General features: G+C 72.1%; 19 protein-coding genes. 11 read left to right on the plus strand and 8 right to left on the minus strand.

Annotated features, from left to right (window positions below; genetic code table 11):
• Positions 1-567 precede the first annotated feature (567 nt).
• Both IEZ07_RS20385 and IEZ07_RS36320 read right to left on the minus strand, forming a co-directional pair.
• Positions 568-2,187: a methyl-accepting chemotaxis protein gene (locus tag IEZ07_RS20385; protein WP_191896184.1), complete on the minus strand. Its 1,620-nt coding sequence runs from the start codon at positions 2,185-2,187 to the stop codon at positions 568-570.
• A complete protein-coding gene (locus IEZ07_RS36320; RefSeq protein ID WP_191896219.1) occupies positions 2,127-2,576 on the minus strand; it encodes a GAF domain-containing protein in 450 nt (149 codons plus the stop codon). The genes IEZ07_RS20385 and IEZ07_RS36320 overlap by 61 nt, the downstream gene beginning before the upstream one ends.
• On the opposite strand from IEZ07_RS36320, the gene IEZ07_RS36325 reads away from it, so the two are divergent.
• From IEZ07_RS36325 to IEZ07_RS20410, 4 genes are all read left to right on the plus strand, one after another.
• The gene (locus tag IEZ07_RS36325; protein ID WP_373868865.1) at positions 2,474-2,725 is read left to right on the plus strand and encodes a hypothetical protein; all 252 of its coding nucleotides are present in this window, start codon (positions 2,474-2,476) and stop codon (positions 2,723-2,725) included. The genes IEZ07_RS36320 and IEZ07_RS36325 overlap by 103 nt on opposite strands.
• 132 nt (positions 2,726-2,857) lie before the next feature.
• Complete coding sequence (locus IEZ07_RS20400) at positions 2,858-3,235, plus strand: ArsR/SmtB family transcription factor (RefSeq protein WP_191896185.1); 378 nt, start codon at positions 2,858-2,860, stop codon at positions 3,233-3,235.
• On the plus strand, positions 3,232-3,762 hold the full coding sequence (locus IEZ07_RS20405) for an SRPBCC family protein (protein WP_191896186.1): 531 nt from the start codon (positions 3,232-3,234) through the stop codon (positions 3,760-3,762). Before IEZ07_RS20400 ends, IEZ07_RS20405 begins: the two co-directional genes overlap by 4 nt.
• 701 nt (positions 3,763-4,463) lie before the next feature.
• Entirely contained in the window at positions 4,464-4,829 is a 366-nt protein-coding gene (locus IEZ07_RS20410; RefSeq protein ID WP_204054454.1) for a CAP domain-containing protein, read from the plus strand.
• A 421-nt stretch (positions 4,830-5,250) separates the two neighbouring features.
• On the opposite strand, the gene IEZ07_RS20415 is transcribed toward IEZ07_RS20410, so the two are convergent.
• Complete coding sequence (locus IEZ07_RS20415; RefSeq protein ID WP_084008309.1) at positions 5,251-5,934, minus strand: helix-turn-helix transcriptional regulator; 684 nt, start codon at positions 5,932-5,934, stop codon at positions 5,251-5,253.
• Positions 5,935-6,092: 158 nt separating this feature from the next.
• Here IEZ07_RS20415 and IEZ07_RS20420 point away from each other — a divergent pair, with 158 nt between their 5' ends.
• The 5 genes from IEZ07_RS20420 (at position 6,093) to IEZ07_RS20440 (ending at position 10,463) form a co-directional block, all read left to right on the plus strand.
• Positions 6,093-7,364: an extracellular solute-binding protein gene (locus IEZ07_RS20420; RefSeq protein ID WP_191896187.1), complete on the plus strand. Its 1,272-nt coding sequence runs from the start codon at positions 6,093-6,095 to the stop codon at positions 7,362-7,364.
• Positions 7,361-8,299 (plus strand): carbohydrate ABC transporter permease, encoded by a 939-nt coding sequence (locus IEZ07_RS20425; RefSeq protein WP_191896188.1) that lies wholly within the window; start codon positions 7,361-7,363, stop codon positions 8,297-8,299. Before IEZ07_RS20420 ends, IEZ07_RS20425 begins: the two co-directional genes overlap by 4 nt.
• Positions 8,296-9,135 carry a carbohydrate ABC transporter permease gene (locus IEZ07_RS20430; protein WP_191896189.1) on the plus strand — a complete coding sequence of 280 codons (840 nt, stop codon included), beginning with the start codon at positions 8,296-8,298 and terminating at the stop codon, positions 9,133-9,135. Before IEZ07_RS20425 ends, IEZ07_RS20430 begins: the two co-directional genes overlap by 4 nt.
• Before the next feature lie 206 nt (positions 9,136-9,341).
• Positions 9,342-9,746: a YybH family protein gene (locus IEZ07_RS20435; RefSeq protein ID WP_191896190.1), complete on the plus strand. Its 405-nt coding sequence runs from the start codon at positions 9,342-9,344 to the stop codon at positions 9,744-9,746.
• A gap of 63 nt (positions 9,747-9,809) precedes the next feature.
• On the plus strand, positions 9,810-10,463 hold the full coding sequence (locus IEZ07_RS20440; RefSeq protein ID WP_191896221.1) for a nucleotidyltransferase domain-containing protein: 654 nt from the start codon (positions 9,810-9,812) through the stop codon (positions 10,461-10,463).
• A gap of 181 nt (positions 10,464-10,644) precedes the next feature.
• On the opposite strand, the gene IEZ07_RS20445 is transcribed toward IEZ07_RS20440, so the two are convergent.
• The 4 genes from IEZ07_RS20445 to IEZ07_RS20460 all read right to left on the minus strand — a co-directional run bounded on the left by IEZ07_RS20445 (position 10,645) and on the right by IEZ07_RS20460 (position 14,365).
• The gene (locus tag IEZ07_RS20445) at positions 10,645-11,874 is read right to left on the minus strand and encodes a sensor histidine kinase (RefSeq protein WP_191896191.1); all 1,230 of its coding nucleotides are present in this window, start codon (positions 11,872-11,874) and stop codon (positions 10,645-10,647) included.
• 140 nt (positions 11,875-12,014) lie between these two features.
• Positions 12,015-13,130, minus strand: a complete 1,116-nt coding sequence (locus IEZ07_RS20450; protein ID WP_191896192.1) for an MBL fold metallo-hydrolase — start codon at positions 13,128-13,130, stop codon at positions 12,015-12,017.
• Positions 13,131-13,223: 93 nt separating this feature from the next.
• Entirely contained in the window at positions 13,224-13,523 is a 300-nt protein-coding gene (locus tag IEZ07_RS20455; protein WP_275413843.1) for a thiamine-binding protein, read from the minus strand.
• Between the two features lie 101 nt (positions 13,524-13,624).
• Positions 13,625-14,365, minus strand: a complete 741-nt coding sequence (locus IEZ07_RS20460; protein WP_191896193.1) for an MOSC domain-containing protein — start codon at positions 14,363-14,365, stop codon at positions 13,625-13,627.
• 83 nt (positions 14,366-14,448) lie between these two features.
• Between IEZ07_RS20460 and IEZ07_RS20465 the strand changes: the two genes are divergently transcribed.
• The gene (locus tag IEZ07_RS20465; protein ID WP_191896194.1) at positions 14,449-14,997 is read left to right on the plus strand and encodes a hypothetical protein; all 549 of its coding nucleotides are present in this window, start codon (positions 14,449-14,451) and stop codon (positions 14,995-14,997) included.
• A gap of 138 nt (positions 14,998-15,135) precedes the next feature.
• Here IEZ07_RS20465 and IEZ07_RS20470 read toward each other — a convergent pair whose 3' ends face one another.
• On the minus strand, positions 15,136-16,140 hold the full coding sequence (locus IEZ07_RS20470; protein WP_191896195.1) for an Acg family FMN-binding oxidoreductase: 1,005 nt from the start codon (positions 16,138-16,140) through the stop codon (positions 15,136-15,138).
• 304 nt (positions 16,141-16,444) lie between these two features.
• Here IEZ07_RS20470 and IEZ07_RS20475 point away from each other — a divergent pair, with 304 nt between their 5' ends.
• On the plus strand, positions 16,445-17,119 hold the full coding sequence (locus IEZ07_RS20475; RefSeq protein WP_191896196.1) for a helix-turn-helix domain-containing protein: 675 nt from the start codon (positions 16,445-16,447) through the stop codon (positions 17,117-17,119).
• The last annotated feature ends 33 nt before the right edge of the window (positions 17,120-17,152 follow it).

Consider the following 17,152-nt stretch of genomic DNA (forward strand, 5'->3'; position numbering starts at 1 on the left):
GGCTACGCGCAACGGATGACGCTCCTGGGGCCCCTTATACGAGGCGTACGGCTTCTCCATCAACGCTTCGACGTCCATCTCGTCGAGGATGAACGTGTCATTCGCAATGAGGATGGGCGGATGTGCGACGACCCCGCCAAGAGCAATCGGGCGGGGTCGTCGCACATCCATCCCTGCTCAACGCGAGCGTCAGCTTCATCAACATCTTGAATGTCCGGGAACGGGCCTTCGCCCGGAGGCGTGGACATCTTGACTACCGGATGATGGAGATCCGGAGACAAGGAGTCCCACCTGGTTGGTGAACACGCTGATACGCCGTACGCACCGGCGGAGCACCCCGTACTTCCGGAGCCGCGCAAGCACAGGGCCCCTGCTGTCGGCCGATTACCGGCTCAGCGCGCCGGCAGGCCAGCGGACGGCTGTTCACCCGCGACGATGCGTCCGGCGAGGGGGCTCGCCGGTGCGCGGGTGCGTGCTCGCCCGCCGGCGATGTCGTGCCCGGGTGCGTGCCGCGCTGTGGCCGCGGTCACGACGCGGCACGCTCCCGGGCGGGGCCCGGCTCGGTGATCACACGTTGAAGGCCTTGGCCTGCTCGTTCATCTGCTCGGCCATGACGGCCAGCTCGTCGATCGTCGCCATGCTCTCCTTCACGGCGTGGTGCGCCTGCGACACCGTTTCGGCGACCGCGGAGATGTGGTCGGCGATCCGTGTCGATCCGCTCGCGGCGTCGCTGACACTGTTGCTCATGCCGGCCGTCGTGGCGCTCTGCTCCTCCACGGCGCCGGCGATCGTGGTGACGTAGGTGTTGATCTTTCCGATGACGTCCTGGAAACCGCTGATGATCTCCACGGCGCCGTCGCTGTCGGACTGGATCGCCTTGACCCGCGCGGCGATGTCCTCGGTGGCGCGTGCGGTCTCCTGCGCCAGGTCCTTGACCTCGCCGGCCACCACGGCGAAGCCCTTGCCGGCGTCCCCGGCGCGGGCCGCCTCGATGGTGGCGTTGAGCGCCAGCAGGTTGGTCTGCTCGGCGATCGCGTTGATGGCCTTGACCACCGCGCCGATCTCGGAGGAGGAGGTGCTGAGCCGCTGGACGCGCGTGCTGGCCGAATCGGCGGCGGCGACCGCCTCGCCGGCGACGGTGGCCGCCTCGGAGGCGCTCTTGCTGATCTCCTGGATCGACAGGCCCATCTCCCTGGCGCCCGAGGCGACCAGTTGAGCGTTCCCGCTGACCTCGCCGGCCGCCGCTGAGGCGTTCTCCACCCGCGAGGTCGCGGTGTCGGAGCTGGTGACGATCCGGGTCGTGGAGAACCGCATGGCTTCTGAGGCCCGCGACAGCTGCTGCGCGTCGGTCTTGATCTGCGTCACCGCGCCGCGCAGCACGCCGACGGCCTCGTTGATCGCCGTGCCCATCTCGTGCAGTTCTCCGCCCATGGCGGAGGTGTCGGCCTGGCGGGTGAGGTCCTTGGCGGCCAGCGCCTTCAGCGCTCCGGTGGACTCCGCCAGCGGAACGGTGATGCTGCGCCGCAGCAGGCGCAGCAGGGGGACCGACATGACGAGTGCGGCCAGCACGGCCACACCCATCTGGATCTTGGCTGAGCGCGATGCGGCGGCGGCGCTGTCGGCGGCGGCGTCACTGCGGGCCGTGGCGCTGTCGACCAGCCGGTCGGTGTTCTCCATGATGCGGTAGTAGATGTCCCAGGAGGCGCCGCCGATGATGGTGTTGGCCTCGGCAAGGGCCGCGCGCGTCCCCTTGGCGAACAGATCGGCGATCTTGTCGTCCATGGCCAGGAAGGCGTCCCAGTCGGCGGTGAGGGTCTGGAACGTCTTCTTCTCCTCGGCGGTCATCGCCGTGGTGTCGACGTTCTGCAGGTGCTTGCGCAGCCGCCCGACGACTTCCAGGTATCCGGCGCGGCTGGCGGCGTCGGCCTTGACGGCGGCCGCCGGATCGCCCAGCGCGGCCTCCCAGGCGTAGGCGACCTGCCAGCCGCTGACGTCGGAGTTGAAGTACTTGATCTCCTGGACGTCACGGCCGAGCACGGTCATCTGCTCCATGTGCTCGATCGCCGCGTCCTGCGTGCGCAGCGCGTTCAGGCCCACCAGCGCCGCGCCGCCGAACAGGGCGACGATCATGCTGAAGCACGCGATGAGGCGGGTGCCCACCTTCCAGCGGCCGATGAGTCGTGACATCGTTGACGGTTTCCTTCCGATAGTGCTGCCGAGCACACCATCGGCTCCTCCGCTCTCGTCCTGAGCGGATCCGGGACGGCTACGACGCCGTTCCCCGCGCCGAAGATCAGCACGCCCAGCACGTGGTCGCCGCTGCGCACCGGCAGGGCCATGGCCGAGCGCAGGCCGGCCTCCAGCGCGCCCGGCCCGCGGGAGAACTCGCACGGGTCGCTTGCCAGGTCGGCGATCCAGACCGGCTCGCCGCGCTCCCGGGCCAGTCCGGGCAGGGCCTTGCCGCGGGGAATCGGTGACGGCGGTGACCACGCCGTCGGCCTGCGCGACCAGTTCAGCGGAAACCCCCGGCCTGAGCGGTCGGCACAGGCCGGCTCGCAGGGGCCGTCCTTGTTCAGCGGCGTCTTCGGCGCCCACCGCCACCCAGGGCACCGACGCCGACAAGAAGATCGTCGGCCGCAAGCGCGACATCGTCACCGATACCCTCGGTCGGCTTCTCGCCGTCATGGTCACCTCCTCGGGTCTGTCCGAAGGCCTGCCCTGCTGAATCATTCCCTGGGCTCTGTCCGACGGAAGACGTCATGCGGCCGTCCCGCCATCGGGTACAGGGCAGGTCCGGCCAGCCGCCCACTTCGAATATTCCTTGCCAGTTATATTCCCGGCCTAGTATATTCGCTGTATGGAGACCATCGCGTGGAACGCACTGGCTGACCCCAACCGACGCGCGATCCTCCACCTCCTACTGGCGGGTCCACGTCCGGTCGGCGAACTGAGCGAAGCCTGCGGACTGAGCCAGCCGAGCACGTCCAAGCACCTACGAGTGCTACGCGAGGCCGGCCTGGTCCGGGTCGTGCCCGATGCGCAGCGCAGACTGTATGCGCTCATACCCACCCCGATGGCCGAGTTGGACGCCTGGCTGGCGCCCTACCGGCGACTGTGGAACAGCAGCCTCGACGCACTGGACCGCCGCCTGGACGCCGGCGACGCGGAGCGGCACGACGACGGTCCGGCACGGCGCCGGAAACCCGACGAGCGGAAAGACCCCGAGAAATCATGATCATCACGAATTCCGGCACCTACCTCGAACTCGACGACGGCCGCCCCGCGATCCGCTTCCAGCGGATCTACGACCACCCGATCGAGAAGGTCTGGACCCTGATCAGCGAGCCGGCCGAACTGACCCACTGGTTCCCGTCCCCCGAGATCACCGTCGAGCTCGTCCCCGGCGGCACCATCACCTTCTCCGGCGATCGGCGCATGCCCGAGTCCACCGGGCGGCTCATCGCCGTCGACCCGCCCCGCCGGCTGGCCTTCACCTGGGGCGGCGACGAACTCCACTTCGACCTGGAACCGCTCGGTGACCATCGGACCCGGTTCACCCTCACCAACGTCCTGGAGGCCTCGAACACCGCGGCCCGCAACGCGGCCGGCTGGCACGTCTGCCTGTCCGCCCTCGGCGCCCGGGCCGAAGGCCGGCCGGCCGCCGACCCGCACAACGGACCGGCGGCCTCGTGGGACATGCTCTACGACGAGTACGTCACCGCCGGCCTGCCCTCCGGCGCCCTCGTCCCCGGCAGGGGCTGAAGCCTGCCCCATGCATCATGAGAGCCGGTCCAAGGCGGCGACCAGCAGATCTGACAGCGGCAGACGACCGCGCGCTTGGCATGGTGGGAGGCCGGCGCGCGGTACCGTCTCAGCCGCGCGATCGCTCGCTCGACCACGTTGCGCCGCTGGTAGATCTCCGGATCGAAGGCGTATGGCTGGTCTCCCCGCCGACCGCGGGTGTCGCAGCCGCTGCCCTGGGCGGCCCAGTGCGGGAAGCGCTCGCGGCTGTAGCCGGTCATCGGAAGCCCTGGGCGCGTCGCGGTGGCTGAGGGTCTGCAGCGTGATCAGGTCCACGATCCCGCCATGCTGCTCCTTACCCGCTCGGGACGGTCCGGGGTGAGCGCGCTCGACATGGCGGCGGCCCGCAGTGACGCGGCGGCCTTGAGCGTGCGGCGATCGCTGAGACATAAGGTGACACATCGATATGGGTCGCGCCAGAATGTGGAGCCGTCCGGCGTCCACCGCAACCGGGGGAGTTTCCTGTGCGCCGACCTCTGGGGTTGCTCGCCGCAGCCGCCGCCCTGGCCACGATCGCCGCACCCGTGAGTACGGCGCAGGCCGCCGCGGCGTCCCCGGCTTCCGGCGCCGGCCGGTCCGGGTCGCCCGATCTGTTCGGGCCGGCCGGCACGGCGTCCGTATCCGGCGCCGCCACAGTGGGAACGGCGCGGGAGAACACGGTCGTGCGACTGGTCAATGCCCGGCGGGCGAAGAAGGGGTGCCGGGCGCTCAAGCACCACCCGCGGCTTCACCGGGCCGCCCGCGGGCACTCCGCCGACATGGCGCAGCACGGCTACCTCTCGAACACCTCCCACGACGGCCGATCCTTCACGGACCGCATCAAGGAGGCCGGTTTCACCGGCGGCACCAGGCTGGCGGAGAACGTCGCCAAGGGCTATCGCACCCCGGCTGCGGTCGTGCAGTCCTGGATGGACCACTCCGTGGCCAAGGCCGCCATCATGAACTGCAAGCTCATCTTCATCGGGGTCGGCGCGGCCGAAGACTCCGATGGCGTGATCTACTGGACCCAGGACTTCGCCGCCAGATGACCCGCTTCGCGGCGGGCCGCTGGAAGAAGACCGCAGGCGACCTGCTTCGCCGGCGGTGGGAGCGCAGCCCCTCCATACTCTTCTCCTGGTCCTTTCTGCTGGTGGTTGTGGTCCGCGGCGGCCCTGAGCGCTGGACGCGCTCCTGGCCCGATACCGCGGACTCCGGGGCCGGACGGCGGCCCCGCCTGAACTGTCGGCGTTCTGGGAGAGGCGGCTCGGCGCGACCACCGGTGGTGACCCACAGGCGCGTGAGCACGGCTCCGGCGCCTGATCCTGCGGGAAGGCACCCCGGAGAAGGAGGAGCGGACAGGGCGTCCGGATCCGATCGGCGCGTGAGCGGCCGGCGGGTCCCGGGCGCCCTGTCCCGGATGGCGTTCCTTCTCCCGGCGTGGCCGTCCGTTTGCCCTTCCCCGGCCGGCGGTCAGCCGGTCCCGGCCCGGATCTGGTCGAGATAGTTGTAGGCGGTGACGCGGGAGACCCCGAGCCGCCGGGCCACCCGGTCGACGGCACGTTTCACGAAGAACGCGCCCTTCCGGTCGAGGAACCGGAGGACCTCGATCTTGTGCTCCCGATCCATGAGGGCCACGGCTTTACCGGTGTTGGCGATGGCGGTCTCGATCAGGTTGTCCAGGACCTCGTTGATGTCACCGGCGAAGATCTCATCGCGGTCGGGGGCCGCCCCGGTGCTCTTGAGCACCTCGTCGAGGCTGGCCCGGGCGGCCTGCAGCGGGGTCATGTCGACGTTGACGCACAGGGCGGCGATGACCCGGCCGTCGGGGTCGCGCAGGTAGACCGAGGACGAGCGGAGCTCGCGGCCGTCAGCGGTACGTCCGCGGTAGCCGTACTCGTCATGGTCCTCGGCCTCCTGCCGGCGCATCTCCAGGCCCAGGTTGGTCGAGGGCCCGCCGACGGCGCGCCCGGTCACGTGCCCGTTCTCGATCGCGGCGATGGTGTGCTCCATGCCGTCGCCCGATAGATCGTGCAGGACGACCTCGCAGTGCGGGCCGACCGCGGCCGCGACGGCCTTCATGATCGGCCGCAGGATCGGTTCGAGATCGGCGAGATCTCGGGCCGCCGAGGTCTCGGGCGCGGGAGGGGTGGGCATGGGACTCCTTCTCGGACCGGTGCTGGTGACAGCTTCTCAGGTCCGTCGCCGGACCGCCGCCCCCGGCCACCTTCTTTATAGAAATTCTGTTCAGCATATTGACGAGTTGTCAACGGACTGACCAGACTGAGCCAGCCGTACGAGAAGGAACGAACACCATGAAACGCGCAAAGATCCTGAAGTCGTATGCCGCCGGGCTGGCCCTGCTGGCCCTTGCCGCCTGCGCACCGTCCACCGCGCCGTCCTCGACCGGCGGGGACGACAGGACCGGGACCGTGCGGGTGTGGCTCTTCGACGAGCCGAACCGCGCCCCCAAGGAGAAGGTCGTCGCCGAGGCGGTCAGGGAGTTCACCGCCGCCCACCCGGACGTGACGGTCGAGGTCTCCTACATCCCGACCTCCCCGGCCAGGCACGAGAAGTTCAAGGGCGCGTTCAACGACCCCGCCAGCGCGCCCGACGTCGCCGAGTACGGCAACACCGACCTCGCCGAGTACGCCGCCGCGGGCGGCTTCGCCGACCTCGGCGCCGACGTCGGGGCCTGGGCCGAGGGCAAGGAGATCAACGCCGACCTGCTGAAGTCGGCCACCGCGGGCGGCAGGCTGTACGGCGTGCCGTGGTACATCGGCGTCCGCGCGCTCTACTACCGGACCGACGTCTTCGACGAGCTCGGCCTGAAGGCGCCCGCCACCCTGGAGGAGCTGGCCACCACCGCCCGCGCCGTCCGCGCGAAGAAGCCCGACCTGTACGGCATCGCGGTCGGCGGCGAGTACACCTTCGGCGCGCTCCCGTTCGTCTGGGACGCGGGCGGCGACATCGAGAAGCTCGACAGCCCCGAGTCCCGCAAGGGCGTCAAGGCCTACACCGGCCTGCTGAGCGACGACGTCTGCCCGCCGCAGGCGTGCGCCGCGCTGACCGGCGGCAAGACCGTCGAGCTGTTCGCGAGCGGCAAGGCCGCCATGGGCATCCTGGGCAACTTCAGCCGGTCCGCGGTGGACGCGGGACCGGCGGCGGGCAAGTACGCCGTGGTGCCGCTCCCGGGATCCACGGCGGGCACGCCCGCCCCCGCGTTCGCCGGCGGCAACAACCTCGGCGTGATGCGCAGCAGCGGGCACCGCACGCTGGCCGTACAGTTCGTCCGGCTGCTCGCGGGAAAGACCTACCAGGTCAAGATGTACGAGGCGATGGGCAACCTGCCCACGCTCACCTCGGCCAGGCGGGAACTGGCGGCCAAGGACCCCTTCCTCAAGCCGTTCCTCGACACGGTCGCCGCCGGCACCCGCTTCGTGCCCGTCGACCCGGCCTGGGTGAAGATCGACAACCAGAAGGTCATCCCGACCATGCTGCAGAAGATCGCGACCGGGCAGGCCACGGTGGAGCAGGCCACCACCGAGGCCGCCGCGGCGGTGAACGCCGCCTTCGGCCGGTCATGACCACGCTCGCCACCACCCCGGCGGGCCCGCGGGCCCGCCGGACGGGACCCCGCCCCCGCCTCAGGGACGGGCTGCGGCCCTGGCTCTACCTGCTGCCCGCGGCGGCGGTACTGCTCCCGCTGCTCGGCTACCCGATCTACATGCTGGGCCTGCTATCGGTGTTCGACTACCGACAGGCCCAGGTCAGCGGCGGGGAGCCGACGACCTTCGTCGGGCTCGGCAACTACGCGACCCTCCTGGGCGACCAGCGTTTCTGGTCGGTCCTCGGGCAGACCGTGGCCTTCGCGGCAGCGCTCGTGGCCGCCACGCTGGCCGTCGGAGCGACGCTGGCCGTGGTGCTGTCCAGGGCGGGGCGGGTGCCGCGCCTGCTGCTCTCCCTGGCGGCGATGGCGGCGTGGGCGGCCCCGGCGATGACCGGCTCCACGGTCTGGATGTTCCTGTTCGACGCCGACCTCGGCCTGGTCAACCAGGTGCTGGGCATCGAGGGCTTCAACTGGTTCTACGACCGGTGGGTCGCGTTCGGGGTGGTCGGCGCCACCGTGGTCTGGCACTCCTTCCCGTTCGTCATGGTGACGCTGTACGCCGGGATCCAGGCGGTCCCCGCCTCGGTCATCGAGGCCGCCGCGTTGGACGGGGCCTCGGTGTGGCAGTCGTTCTGGAAGGTCCTCGTACCGATCCTGCGGCCGCTGATCACGATCGTGGTCATCCAGTCGATCATCTGGGACTTCAAGATATTCACCCAGATCTACGTGATGACCAACGGCGGAGGCATCGCGGGGCAGAACTCGGTGCTCAACGTGTACGCCTACCAGACCGCCTTCGGATCCTCCGAGTACGGCCTCGGCTCGGCGATAGGCATGGTCATGACGCTGATCCTGCTCGCGGTCACCCTGCTCTACATCCGCGCGCTGCACCGCAGGGGGGAGAGCCTGTGAACAGGTCCCGGCTCGTGGCGAACGCGGTGGCGGTGGCCGCCGCCGCCGTGACGCTCTTCCCGATCTACTGGATGGTCCTCTCCGCGGTGAAACCGGCCGGTGAGATCCAGTCGCTCCAGACCCGCCCGTGGACCCTGGCGCCCACGCTGGAGCACTTCCGGCGGGTGCTCGGCGCCGAGAACTTCGGCCGGTACTTCCTCAACAGCGCGGCCGTCGCGCTCTCGGTCGTCGTGCTCTCCGCGGTGGTGGCGTTCCTGGCGGCCTTCGCGGTGACCCGGTTCCGGTTCAGGTTCCGCACGAGCGTACTGATCATGTTCCTGGTGGCGCAGATGGTCCCGGTCGAGGCGCTCACCATCCCGCTGTTCTTCCTGGTCCGGGATCTGGGCGGAGTGGTGCCCGGCGCGGGGCTCAACACCCTGGGCTCGCTCGTCCTGGTCCACCTCGCCTTCTCGCTGCCGTTCGCGATCTGGATGATGCGGGGCTTCGTCGCCGCGGTGCCGGAGGCGATCGAGGAGGCGGCGATGATCGACGGAGCGGGCCGGGCGGTCATCCTGTGGCGGATCATCTTCCCGCTGGTCGCCCCCGGCCTCGTCGCGACCAGTGTGTTCTCCTTCATCACCGCCTGGAACGACTTCGTCTTCGCCCGGACCTTCATCATCTCGGCCACCCACAACCAGACCCTGCCCGCGGCGCTGCTCGTCTTCTTCAAACCCGATGAGAACGACTGGGGCGGGATCATGGCCGCGTCGACGCTGATGACCGTCCCGGTCCTGGTCTTCTTCGTCGCCGTGCAGCGGCGGCTGGTCGCCGGGCTGGGCGGCGCGGTGAAGGACTGAGGGTAACCCACCGGCCCCCGGTCACCCGGCCCGCCGCGACCCCGGCCGGTGCGTCCTCCACGGCGGCGCACCGGCCGGGCGGGGGGTGAGGGGTACGGGAGATCGAGAGTGACCGCCCGGTGGCCCGCCCCCTCCCAGAGCGCCGGCGGCGCGCGTTGGAGCGGCTCCCACCCTGAAGATCATCAATGTGATACGATGCGTATGTCATGACAACTCATGACGACGGCACCTCGCGTGCGATTCTCCCCGAAGACGCCGCGCAACTTCCCGCGGCGTTCGCCGAAGCATTCAACTCCGGCGACGCGGAGCACCTCGACCGGCTCTACGACGACCCGGGCGTGCTCGTCCCCGGACCGGGGCATCCCGTCACGGGCGAGGCACGGGCCGCCGCCGACCGGCACCTCCTCGGGCTCGGCCTCCCGATCGACGCCCGGCTGCGGCACGCCTACGTCGCAGGCGACGTCGCCCTGCTCATCGTCGACTGGTCCGTCCAGGGCACGGCGGGCAACGGCGAGGAGGTCCACCTCCAGGGAAGCGCGGCCGACGTCGCCCGGCGGGGTCCGGACGGGGTGTGGCGCTACGCCGTCAACAACCCGTTCGGGACCGGCTGAGCCGCGCGTTCCGGAACCCCGTACGGGGAGCCGCGCCCCCTCTGGCAGGCTGGGACGGTGAACATGCGGTTCGTCCCGGATCATCTGGTGCTGTCGGTGGTGGTCGGCTCCCGCGCGTACGGGCTGGAGACCGAGGAGTCCGACGTGGACCGGCGCGGCGTCTTCGCCGCGCCGACCCCGCTGTTCTGGCGGCTGGACAAACCCCCGACCCACGTCGAGGGACCGCTGCCCGAGCAGTTCTCCTGGGAGGTCGAGCGGTTCTGCGTGCTGGCGCTGGAGGCCAACCCCACGGTCCTGGAGTGCCTGTGGTCGCCGCTCGTCGAGCACTGCGCCCCGGCGGGCCGCGATCTGCTGGCGCTGCGGCGGGCGTTCCTGTCCCGGCGCGCCTGCCGGACGTTCACCGGCTACGCCGACGCCCAGTTCCGCAGGCTCGATCCCGCCCGGCCGAAGTGGAAGCAGGCGATGCACATGATCAGGTTGATGATCAGCGGGCTGCACCTGGTCTGCGAGGGTGAGCCGCTGGTGCGGATGGACGCCCACCGCGACCGGCTGCTGGCGCTGCGCCGGGGCGAGATCCCGTGGCCGGAGGTGGAGCGCTGGCGTGCGGAGCTGGGCGCCGCCTTCACCGCCCTCGGCGACCGGAGCGCCCTGCCCGGACTCCCCGACCGCCGCGCCGTCGACGACTACCTGACCACCGTGCGGAAGGCCCTGCTGTGACCGCGACGCTCCCCGCCTGGCGGCCGGAGACCGCCACTGCGGACGGCGTCCTGCACGACCTGGTCGTCCGCATCCGCCTGGCGGCCGGAGCCGGTTCTTCCCGGAGCCGATCCCGCCGGAGCCCGGCCTTCCCGGGGCCGACCGCGGGGCCGACGCCGCGGGCCCGGTGCCGGCGCCGCGGTCAGCCCACCGGCACCGGGCCGCCGGTCGCGGCGGGCAGCGTGATGCGCACACAGGTGCCGTGGCCGAGCCTGCTGCTGATGCGCACCTCGCCGCCGTGCATCGTGACGATCTTGTCAGTGATGGCCAGGCCCACCCCGGTGCCGCCGATCGCCCGCTCCTCGGCGCCGGGGGCACGGTAGAAGTCCTTCAGGACGTGATCGATGTCGGCGGGGTCGATGCCGATGCCGCTGTCGCGCACCTCCACCGCCGGGACGGGACCGGCGATGACGGCGACGTCAACGTTCCCGCCGGGCGGGGTGAACTTGACGGCGTTGTCCACCACCTGGTCCAGCGCGTGCTCCAGGCGGCCGGCGTCGGCCCACACCATCACGTGCTCCGGCGCGTGCAGGCGGATGTCCAGCTGACCGGTGCGGGCGTCGGGGGTGAACCGGTCGACCGTACGGCGGGCGAGGGCGACCAGGTCCGTCCGCGCCGGGCGGTGGGAGACGGTGCGGGCGTTGAGGCTGGCGATCAGCAGCAGCTCGTCGATCAGCCGCAGGATGCGGTGGCTGTTGCGTTCGATGACGCGCAGGAACCTCTGCTCGGTCACCTCGTCCAGATCACCGTCCTGGATGAGCTGCAGGTAGCTGCCGATCGAGGTCAGCGGGGTGCGCAGCTCGTGGTTGACGGTGCGCAGGAACTGGTTCTTCAGCTCCTCCACGTCGCGCAGCCGGTGGATGATCTCGTCGGCCCGCTGGGTGTAGTGGTGGGCCTCCAGCAGCCCGGCGGTACTGGCTCCCAGGGTGACCAGCGCCTGCCGCTGGGGCGGGCTCAGCGTGCGCGGCACGTGGTCCATCACCGCCACCGCGCCCAGGGCGTGGTCGTGGCTGCTGACGATGGGCGCGCCCGCGTAGAAGCGCACGTACGGCGGCCCGGTCACCCAGGGGTTCTCGCGGAAGCGCGGGTCGGCCAGCGCGTCGGGGATCTCCAGCACCCGGCGGCCGCAGATGACGTACGCGCACGCCGTCGCCTCTCTGGCGCCGTGGGTCGCGGTGACGCCGACCCGGCCCTTGTACTCCTGGCCGTCGGCGCCGACCAGGGTGACGAGGGCGATCGGCGTCTGGCAGACGGTCGCGGCCAGCTGGGCGATGGCGGAGAAGTCGGGTTCGGGCACGGTCCGCAGCGACTGCAGCTCGGCCAGCTCGGCGAGGCGCTCGTCCTCGTCGGGCGGCCGGGGAACGGAGGTCACGCGTCCCACCCCCTCACACTCGCGGTCCACGTGCGGCGGTCGCGCTGAGCGAGGGCCCCCGCCACGGCTCACCGGACCCGGAGGTCCAGAGGCGCCATACCCCAAAAAAATCGACGTAACGGGCGCATGATGCAAAGGTTCTACATCTCGCCGAGCAGCTCCCACCAGGGGTCGGTCTGCGGCGCGTCGCCGGCGTCGATCCGGTCGCCCGGCCGGGGGATCGCGAGCCGTACGTCACGGGCCTTGGCCTCGTGCCACAACCGGTCGACGGGCTCGGCCCAGGGGTGCAGGGCGAGGCTGAACGTCGCCCAGTGCACGGGAAGGAGCAGCTCGCCGCCCAGGTCCAGGTGGGCGGCGACCGCCTGCTCGGGGTCCATGTGGATGTCGGGCCAGCTGGGGCTGTAGGCGCCGATCGGCATGAGCGTCAGGTCGAAGGGCCCGTGCGCGGCGCCGATCCGGGCGTAGCCGTCGAAGTAGCCGGAGTCGCCGGCGTAGAACACCCGCCGCCGCGCGCTCGCGACCACCCAGGAGCCCCACAGGGTGTCGTTGCGGCGCAGGGTGCGGCCGGAGAAGTGGCGGGCCGCGGTGGAGGTGAACCTCAGGCCCGCGACGATCGCCTCCTCCTCCCAGTCGAGCTCGACGATCCGGGCGGAGGGCACGCCCCAGCGCTCCAGGTGGGCGCCGATCCCCAGCGGGACCAGGAACGGGGCGGTCTGCGTCGCGGTGAGCGCGCGCACCGTCGCCCGGTCGAGGTGGTCGTAGTGGTCGTGCGAGATCGCGACCGCGTCGAGCGCCGGAAGGCCCGCCAGCGGGACCGGCGGCGGGTGCAGCCGCCGCGGGCCGGTCATCGGGACGGGGGAGGCGCGCTCGCTCCAGACCGGGTCGAACAGCACCCGCCGTCCCTCGATCTCCACCAGCGTGGTCGCGTGGCCGTACCAGACGACGCTCAGGCCGGTCTCGGACGGCGGCGTGGCCGGGGAGCCCACCAGCGGGACGGGTCCCGCCGGCCGGCGGCCGTCCCGGTCGAGGAGCATCCGGGCGAGGATCGCCGGCGCGCTGCCCGGCGGGACCAGGTCCGCCGGCACGGAGTTGCGGAAGGCCCCGTCACGGAACTGCGGCGACCGGAGCACGCGCGCCAGCCGCTCGCCGGCGGCCCTGCCGCCCAGTTCCGCCGGGACGTCCCGCAGCGCCCACCCGGCCGCGGCCAGCGCCAGCCCGCCCGCGACCAGTCGTCCGACCGATCCTCTTCCCGCCATGCGGCACACTCTCCTCGCGCGTCGACCCGAACGGTTCAACTGATCACCGGCCTCCGGTGTTCCCCGGCCCGCGGGCCGCCGCGCGCCTCGCGGTCAGGCCAGATGCCGCTCCACGGTGGCGACCTTGGCGTCCATGCGGCCGCCCGCGCCCGCGCGGATGTCGGCCTTCAGCACCAGGCTGACCCGCCCGCACCGGACCTCGACCGCCGCCACGGCGTCCTTGACGACACCCATGACCTGGTCGAAGTCATCGCCCTCGATCGTCGTGAACATCGCGTCGGTCCGGTTCGGCAGGCCGGAGGCCCGCACCACCCGGACGGCCTCGGCGACGGTCTCGCCGACGTCCTCGCCGGCTCCGATCGGCGTCACGCTGAACGCCACGAGCACTGACATCTCCGTCTCCTCCTCACCCGGGAACCCGTCCCGGGCCTCCCGCATCCGGCACCGCGCCCCATCCTCCCCTCCGGGCGGCGGGGTCCGTATCCGTGCCCCGGCTACGCTCCGGTCACCGGGGCGACCGCCACCGGGTCGCCCCTGCGGACGGTGCCGGGACGGGCCACCGTCATGATCACTCCGAATTTGTTGGCGTGCCGCTCGATGATCCATTTCTGCAGCCGCGGCCAGCGCTCCCGCCCGTCGGGGTCCCAGCTCGGCACCGCGCACCTGATGCACGGTCCCGCCACGGTCCCCTCCACCGCCAGCTCCGCGTCCCCGACGGTGATCGCGGTGCCGGCCGTCCACTCCTCCTCCGCGAAGGCGGGGGCGTCCAGGAGGAGGTGGAGGTTCGGCCGGAACCTGCGCAGGTCCACCGGCGCCCCCAGCTCCTCCTCCAGTGCGGCCCGGGACGCCTCGGTCGTCACCAGCACGGTGGGCCCCCGGTCCTGCTGGCCGTCGGCGGCCCGCAGGCGCAGCGGCGTCCCCAGCGACTCCGCCAGCGCACCGGCCAGCCCGGGGTCGTCCCACTTCCACTCGGACCCGTCCGGCGCCGTCAGCGTCGGCGTCCCCTCTCCCGTACGGTCCTCCCCCGGGTAGCCGCTGCGCCAGTGGAGCATCTCCGCGCGCTGCCGCACGGTCAGCACCCTGCCGGCGTGGTGGTCGCGCTCGTCGACCAGCGCGTAGGCCCGGTCTCCGGCCATCCCCCGCTCGTCGAGCCGCGCCTGCTCGATCTCCTCGCCCCGCAGCGACTTCACCGGCCACCGCAGCACCCGCTGAACGCTCCCGCGATATGTCGTCATGCCCCCTAAAGTAGCGATATCCGGCCCCCGGAGGCCTCCTCCGGCGGCCCCGTCCCGGGCGGGTCGGTAGAGTCGCGGAGACCATGAGAAAACACACGATCACCGCGCTGTGGGAGGAGATCCCCGACGACGCCGACGATCTCGCCCTGGTCGGCGGCGGTTTCCGGGTCTATCTCTGCCTGTGCGGCAAGCAGCTGGGCGACCGGACGGCGGCCGAGCTGCACGCGATGGAGACCGACCAGTGCACCACCTGCCTGGGCTCCGGGACCGAGCAGGTCGTGCCCAACTACGCCCAGCCCTGCACCTCCTGCGCCGGGAGCGGGCGGCGCAGGGCGCAACTGCAGTGGCAGCTCGCCTACGCCGAGGCCGAGACGGTGATCACCGTCGACGTCGTCCGTGCGCTGATCGCCCTGCTGCCCGGGCCGTTCCGCCTCTCCCAGGTCGCCGACGCCGTCCGGGACGCCCTGGGCCTGCCGGTGGGTCGGCTGCCGGTCGGTCCCCGCGTGCGCGACGTCCTGCGGAGCCTGGAGGCGGCGGGCGAGCTGGTGCTGGTCTCGGCCCCGGACGAGCTGCTGCGCGGCACCACCGTGGTGCTCTACCGCGACCCCTACTGGGAGCACGCCCGGGACTGAGCCGCCTCGGGCGGTCCGGCGTCCCGGGCGGCCCGGCGCGGAGCCCCGGGGAACCGCTCCGCGCGCGTGCGCCGTACGGGCGCCCGCGGGCACCGTACGGGCGCCGGGCCCATCGGGCCTCCTGTCCGGACCGGACGCTCAGCGCTCCTCCAGCACCTCGGAGACCGGCCGCCGGACGCCCGGCGTGTCGTCGAAGGTGAAGCCCAACCGCATGATCATCTGCGGGTACTCCCCCGAGCAGATCTCCTGCCGGAGGAACTCCCGCAGGTGGAACATCTCCAGCGCCTGGCTGTGGAACGCCGCGCTGATCCCGTAGGCGAAGGCGTGCAGCAGGACGCGCTGCAGCGCCTGGCCCGCGGCGAGCCACTCCTCCCGGGAGTCGCCGGAGGTGGTCAGCACCGCCACCACCCCGGCGGAGGTGGCGGCGAACTGGTCGGCGGCGTGGCCCCAGGAGTGGCCCCGGGCGTAGTCCCGCTGGGCGAAGGGGGGATCGGTCCTCACCTCACGGGGATAGGCCTGCGCCGGGACGCCGTCCCCGCGGGGGCTGCCGGGCGGGCGGGCCCAGCGGGCCACCTCCAGGCCGAAGACCCGGTCCTGCGACTGCACGTCCTGCGCGGCGCCGGTCAGCGCGGCGAGCACCCGGACCGCGGCCTCCGACCGGACGGGGGTCAAGCGCGCCCCTTCGGCCGACGCCTGTGCGACGAGCGCCTCGACCAGGCGCTCCGGCACCGGCAGATCGGTGAAGCCCGCCCGGTGGGTGCGGCGGCGCTCGATCTGGGCGTGCAGCAGGCGGGTGTGCTCGTCGGGGGGAGCCTCCCCGCCGATCCGGATCGTCGCCAGCAGGGCGGGGCGGTCCGGATCGGGCAGCACGCGCACCCGCGGCTCGTAGCCGAGCTCGAGCAGGGCGAGCCGCGCGTTCAGCAGGGCGGCGCCGCAGCTGATCAGGAGTTCGCGGCCGGCCGGATCGCCGACCCGCAGCCTCCTGCCGGAGTCGGCGTCCAGCCGGATCTCCCCGCCCTCGATCGTGAAGGCCCACGGTTGGGTGTTGTGCACCGACGGCGCCTGCACGGCGGCCTCCACCGCCGCGCGGAGCGCGAAGGCGGCCTCCTCGGGCGTCGTGCTCCTCGCCGGGTGGACGTTCATCTCCGCACCTCGCATCCCGTTCCCGGCCGGCGTCCTCCCGTCGGCCTCCCTGCTTCCAGCATCCCCGGGCGGATCCGGCGGGATAAGCGCCGAAGGTCCCTCGCCGGCAGGGACCTTCGCAACCGGTCGCGGGGCCGTCCCCTGCCCTACGATGGCGATCGATCATGACGGCCGTCCGGCGGCCGGAGCGCGGGTTAGAGTCACGCGAGCGGGGGGAGGTCCGGAGTGATCCGGTTCCGGGCACGCCGGCTCCGGGGCGCGCCGGCGGCCGGGACCACCTCCGCCTTCTTCATCGGGAGAACCCATGACCGAACGCATCACGGCCTCCGGCGACCTCGGCCGCCGGGTCGCGGCCAGGCGTGAGACCCTCGGCCTCAGCAGGGAGGGGCTGGCCGGGCGGGCGGGGATCGACCCCGGTTACCTCGCCTACCTGGAGGAGGCCGCGGCCTCCCCCGCCGCCGAGACCGTGCAGCGGCTGGCCACCGCCCTGGAGACCAGCCCGGAGGAGCTGCTGGGAGGCACGGTCGACCTGCCGCCCGGACGCGGTCCCGGCGCCGCCGGGGCCTCGCTGGAGAAGCTCGACCCCAACCAGTGCCTGCACCTGATCTTCCCCGGCGGCGTCGGCCGAGTCGCCTTCGACGACGGCGGCGGCCCGACGATCCTGCCGGTCAACTACGTGCTGCACGACAACGCCGTGGTCTTGCGCACCGCCGCCGACGGGCCGTTCGGCGAGAACCTGCGCACCGGCGTCCCGGGCGTCGAGTTCAAGGTCGCCTTCGAGGTCGACCGGATCGACGACCCCAACCGGGAGGGCTGGAGCGTGCTCATCCGGGGCGGGGCGCACCTGGTCTCCTCCCCCGACGAGCAGGCGGCCGTGGAGGCGGCGGGCGTGCAGTCCTGGGCGGGCGGCACCCGCGACCTCTACATCAAGATCGTTCCCAGCGAGGTCTCCGGCCGCCGGATCCGGCACCGCTCGTGATCCTGCGGCCCCTGCTCCCCAGGCACGGGCGGT

This window comes from Planomonospora parontospora (assembly GCA_014647935.1).
Classification (GTDB): domain Bacteria; phylum Actinomycetota; class Actinomycetes; order Streptosporangiales; family Streptosporangiaceae; genus Planomonospora; species Planomonospora parontospora.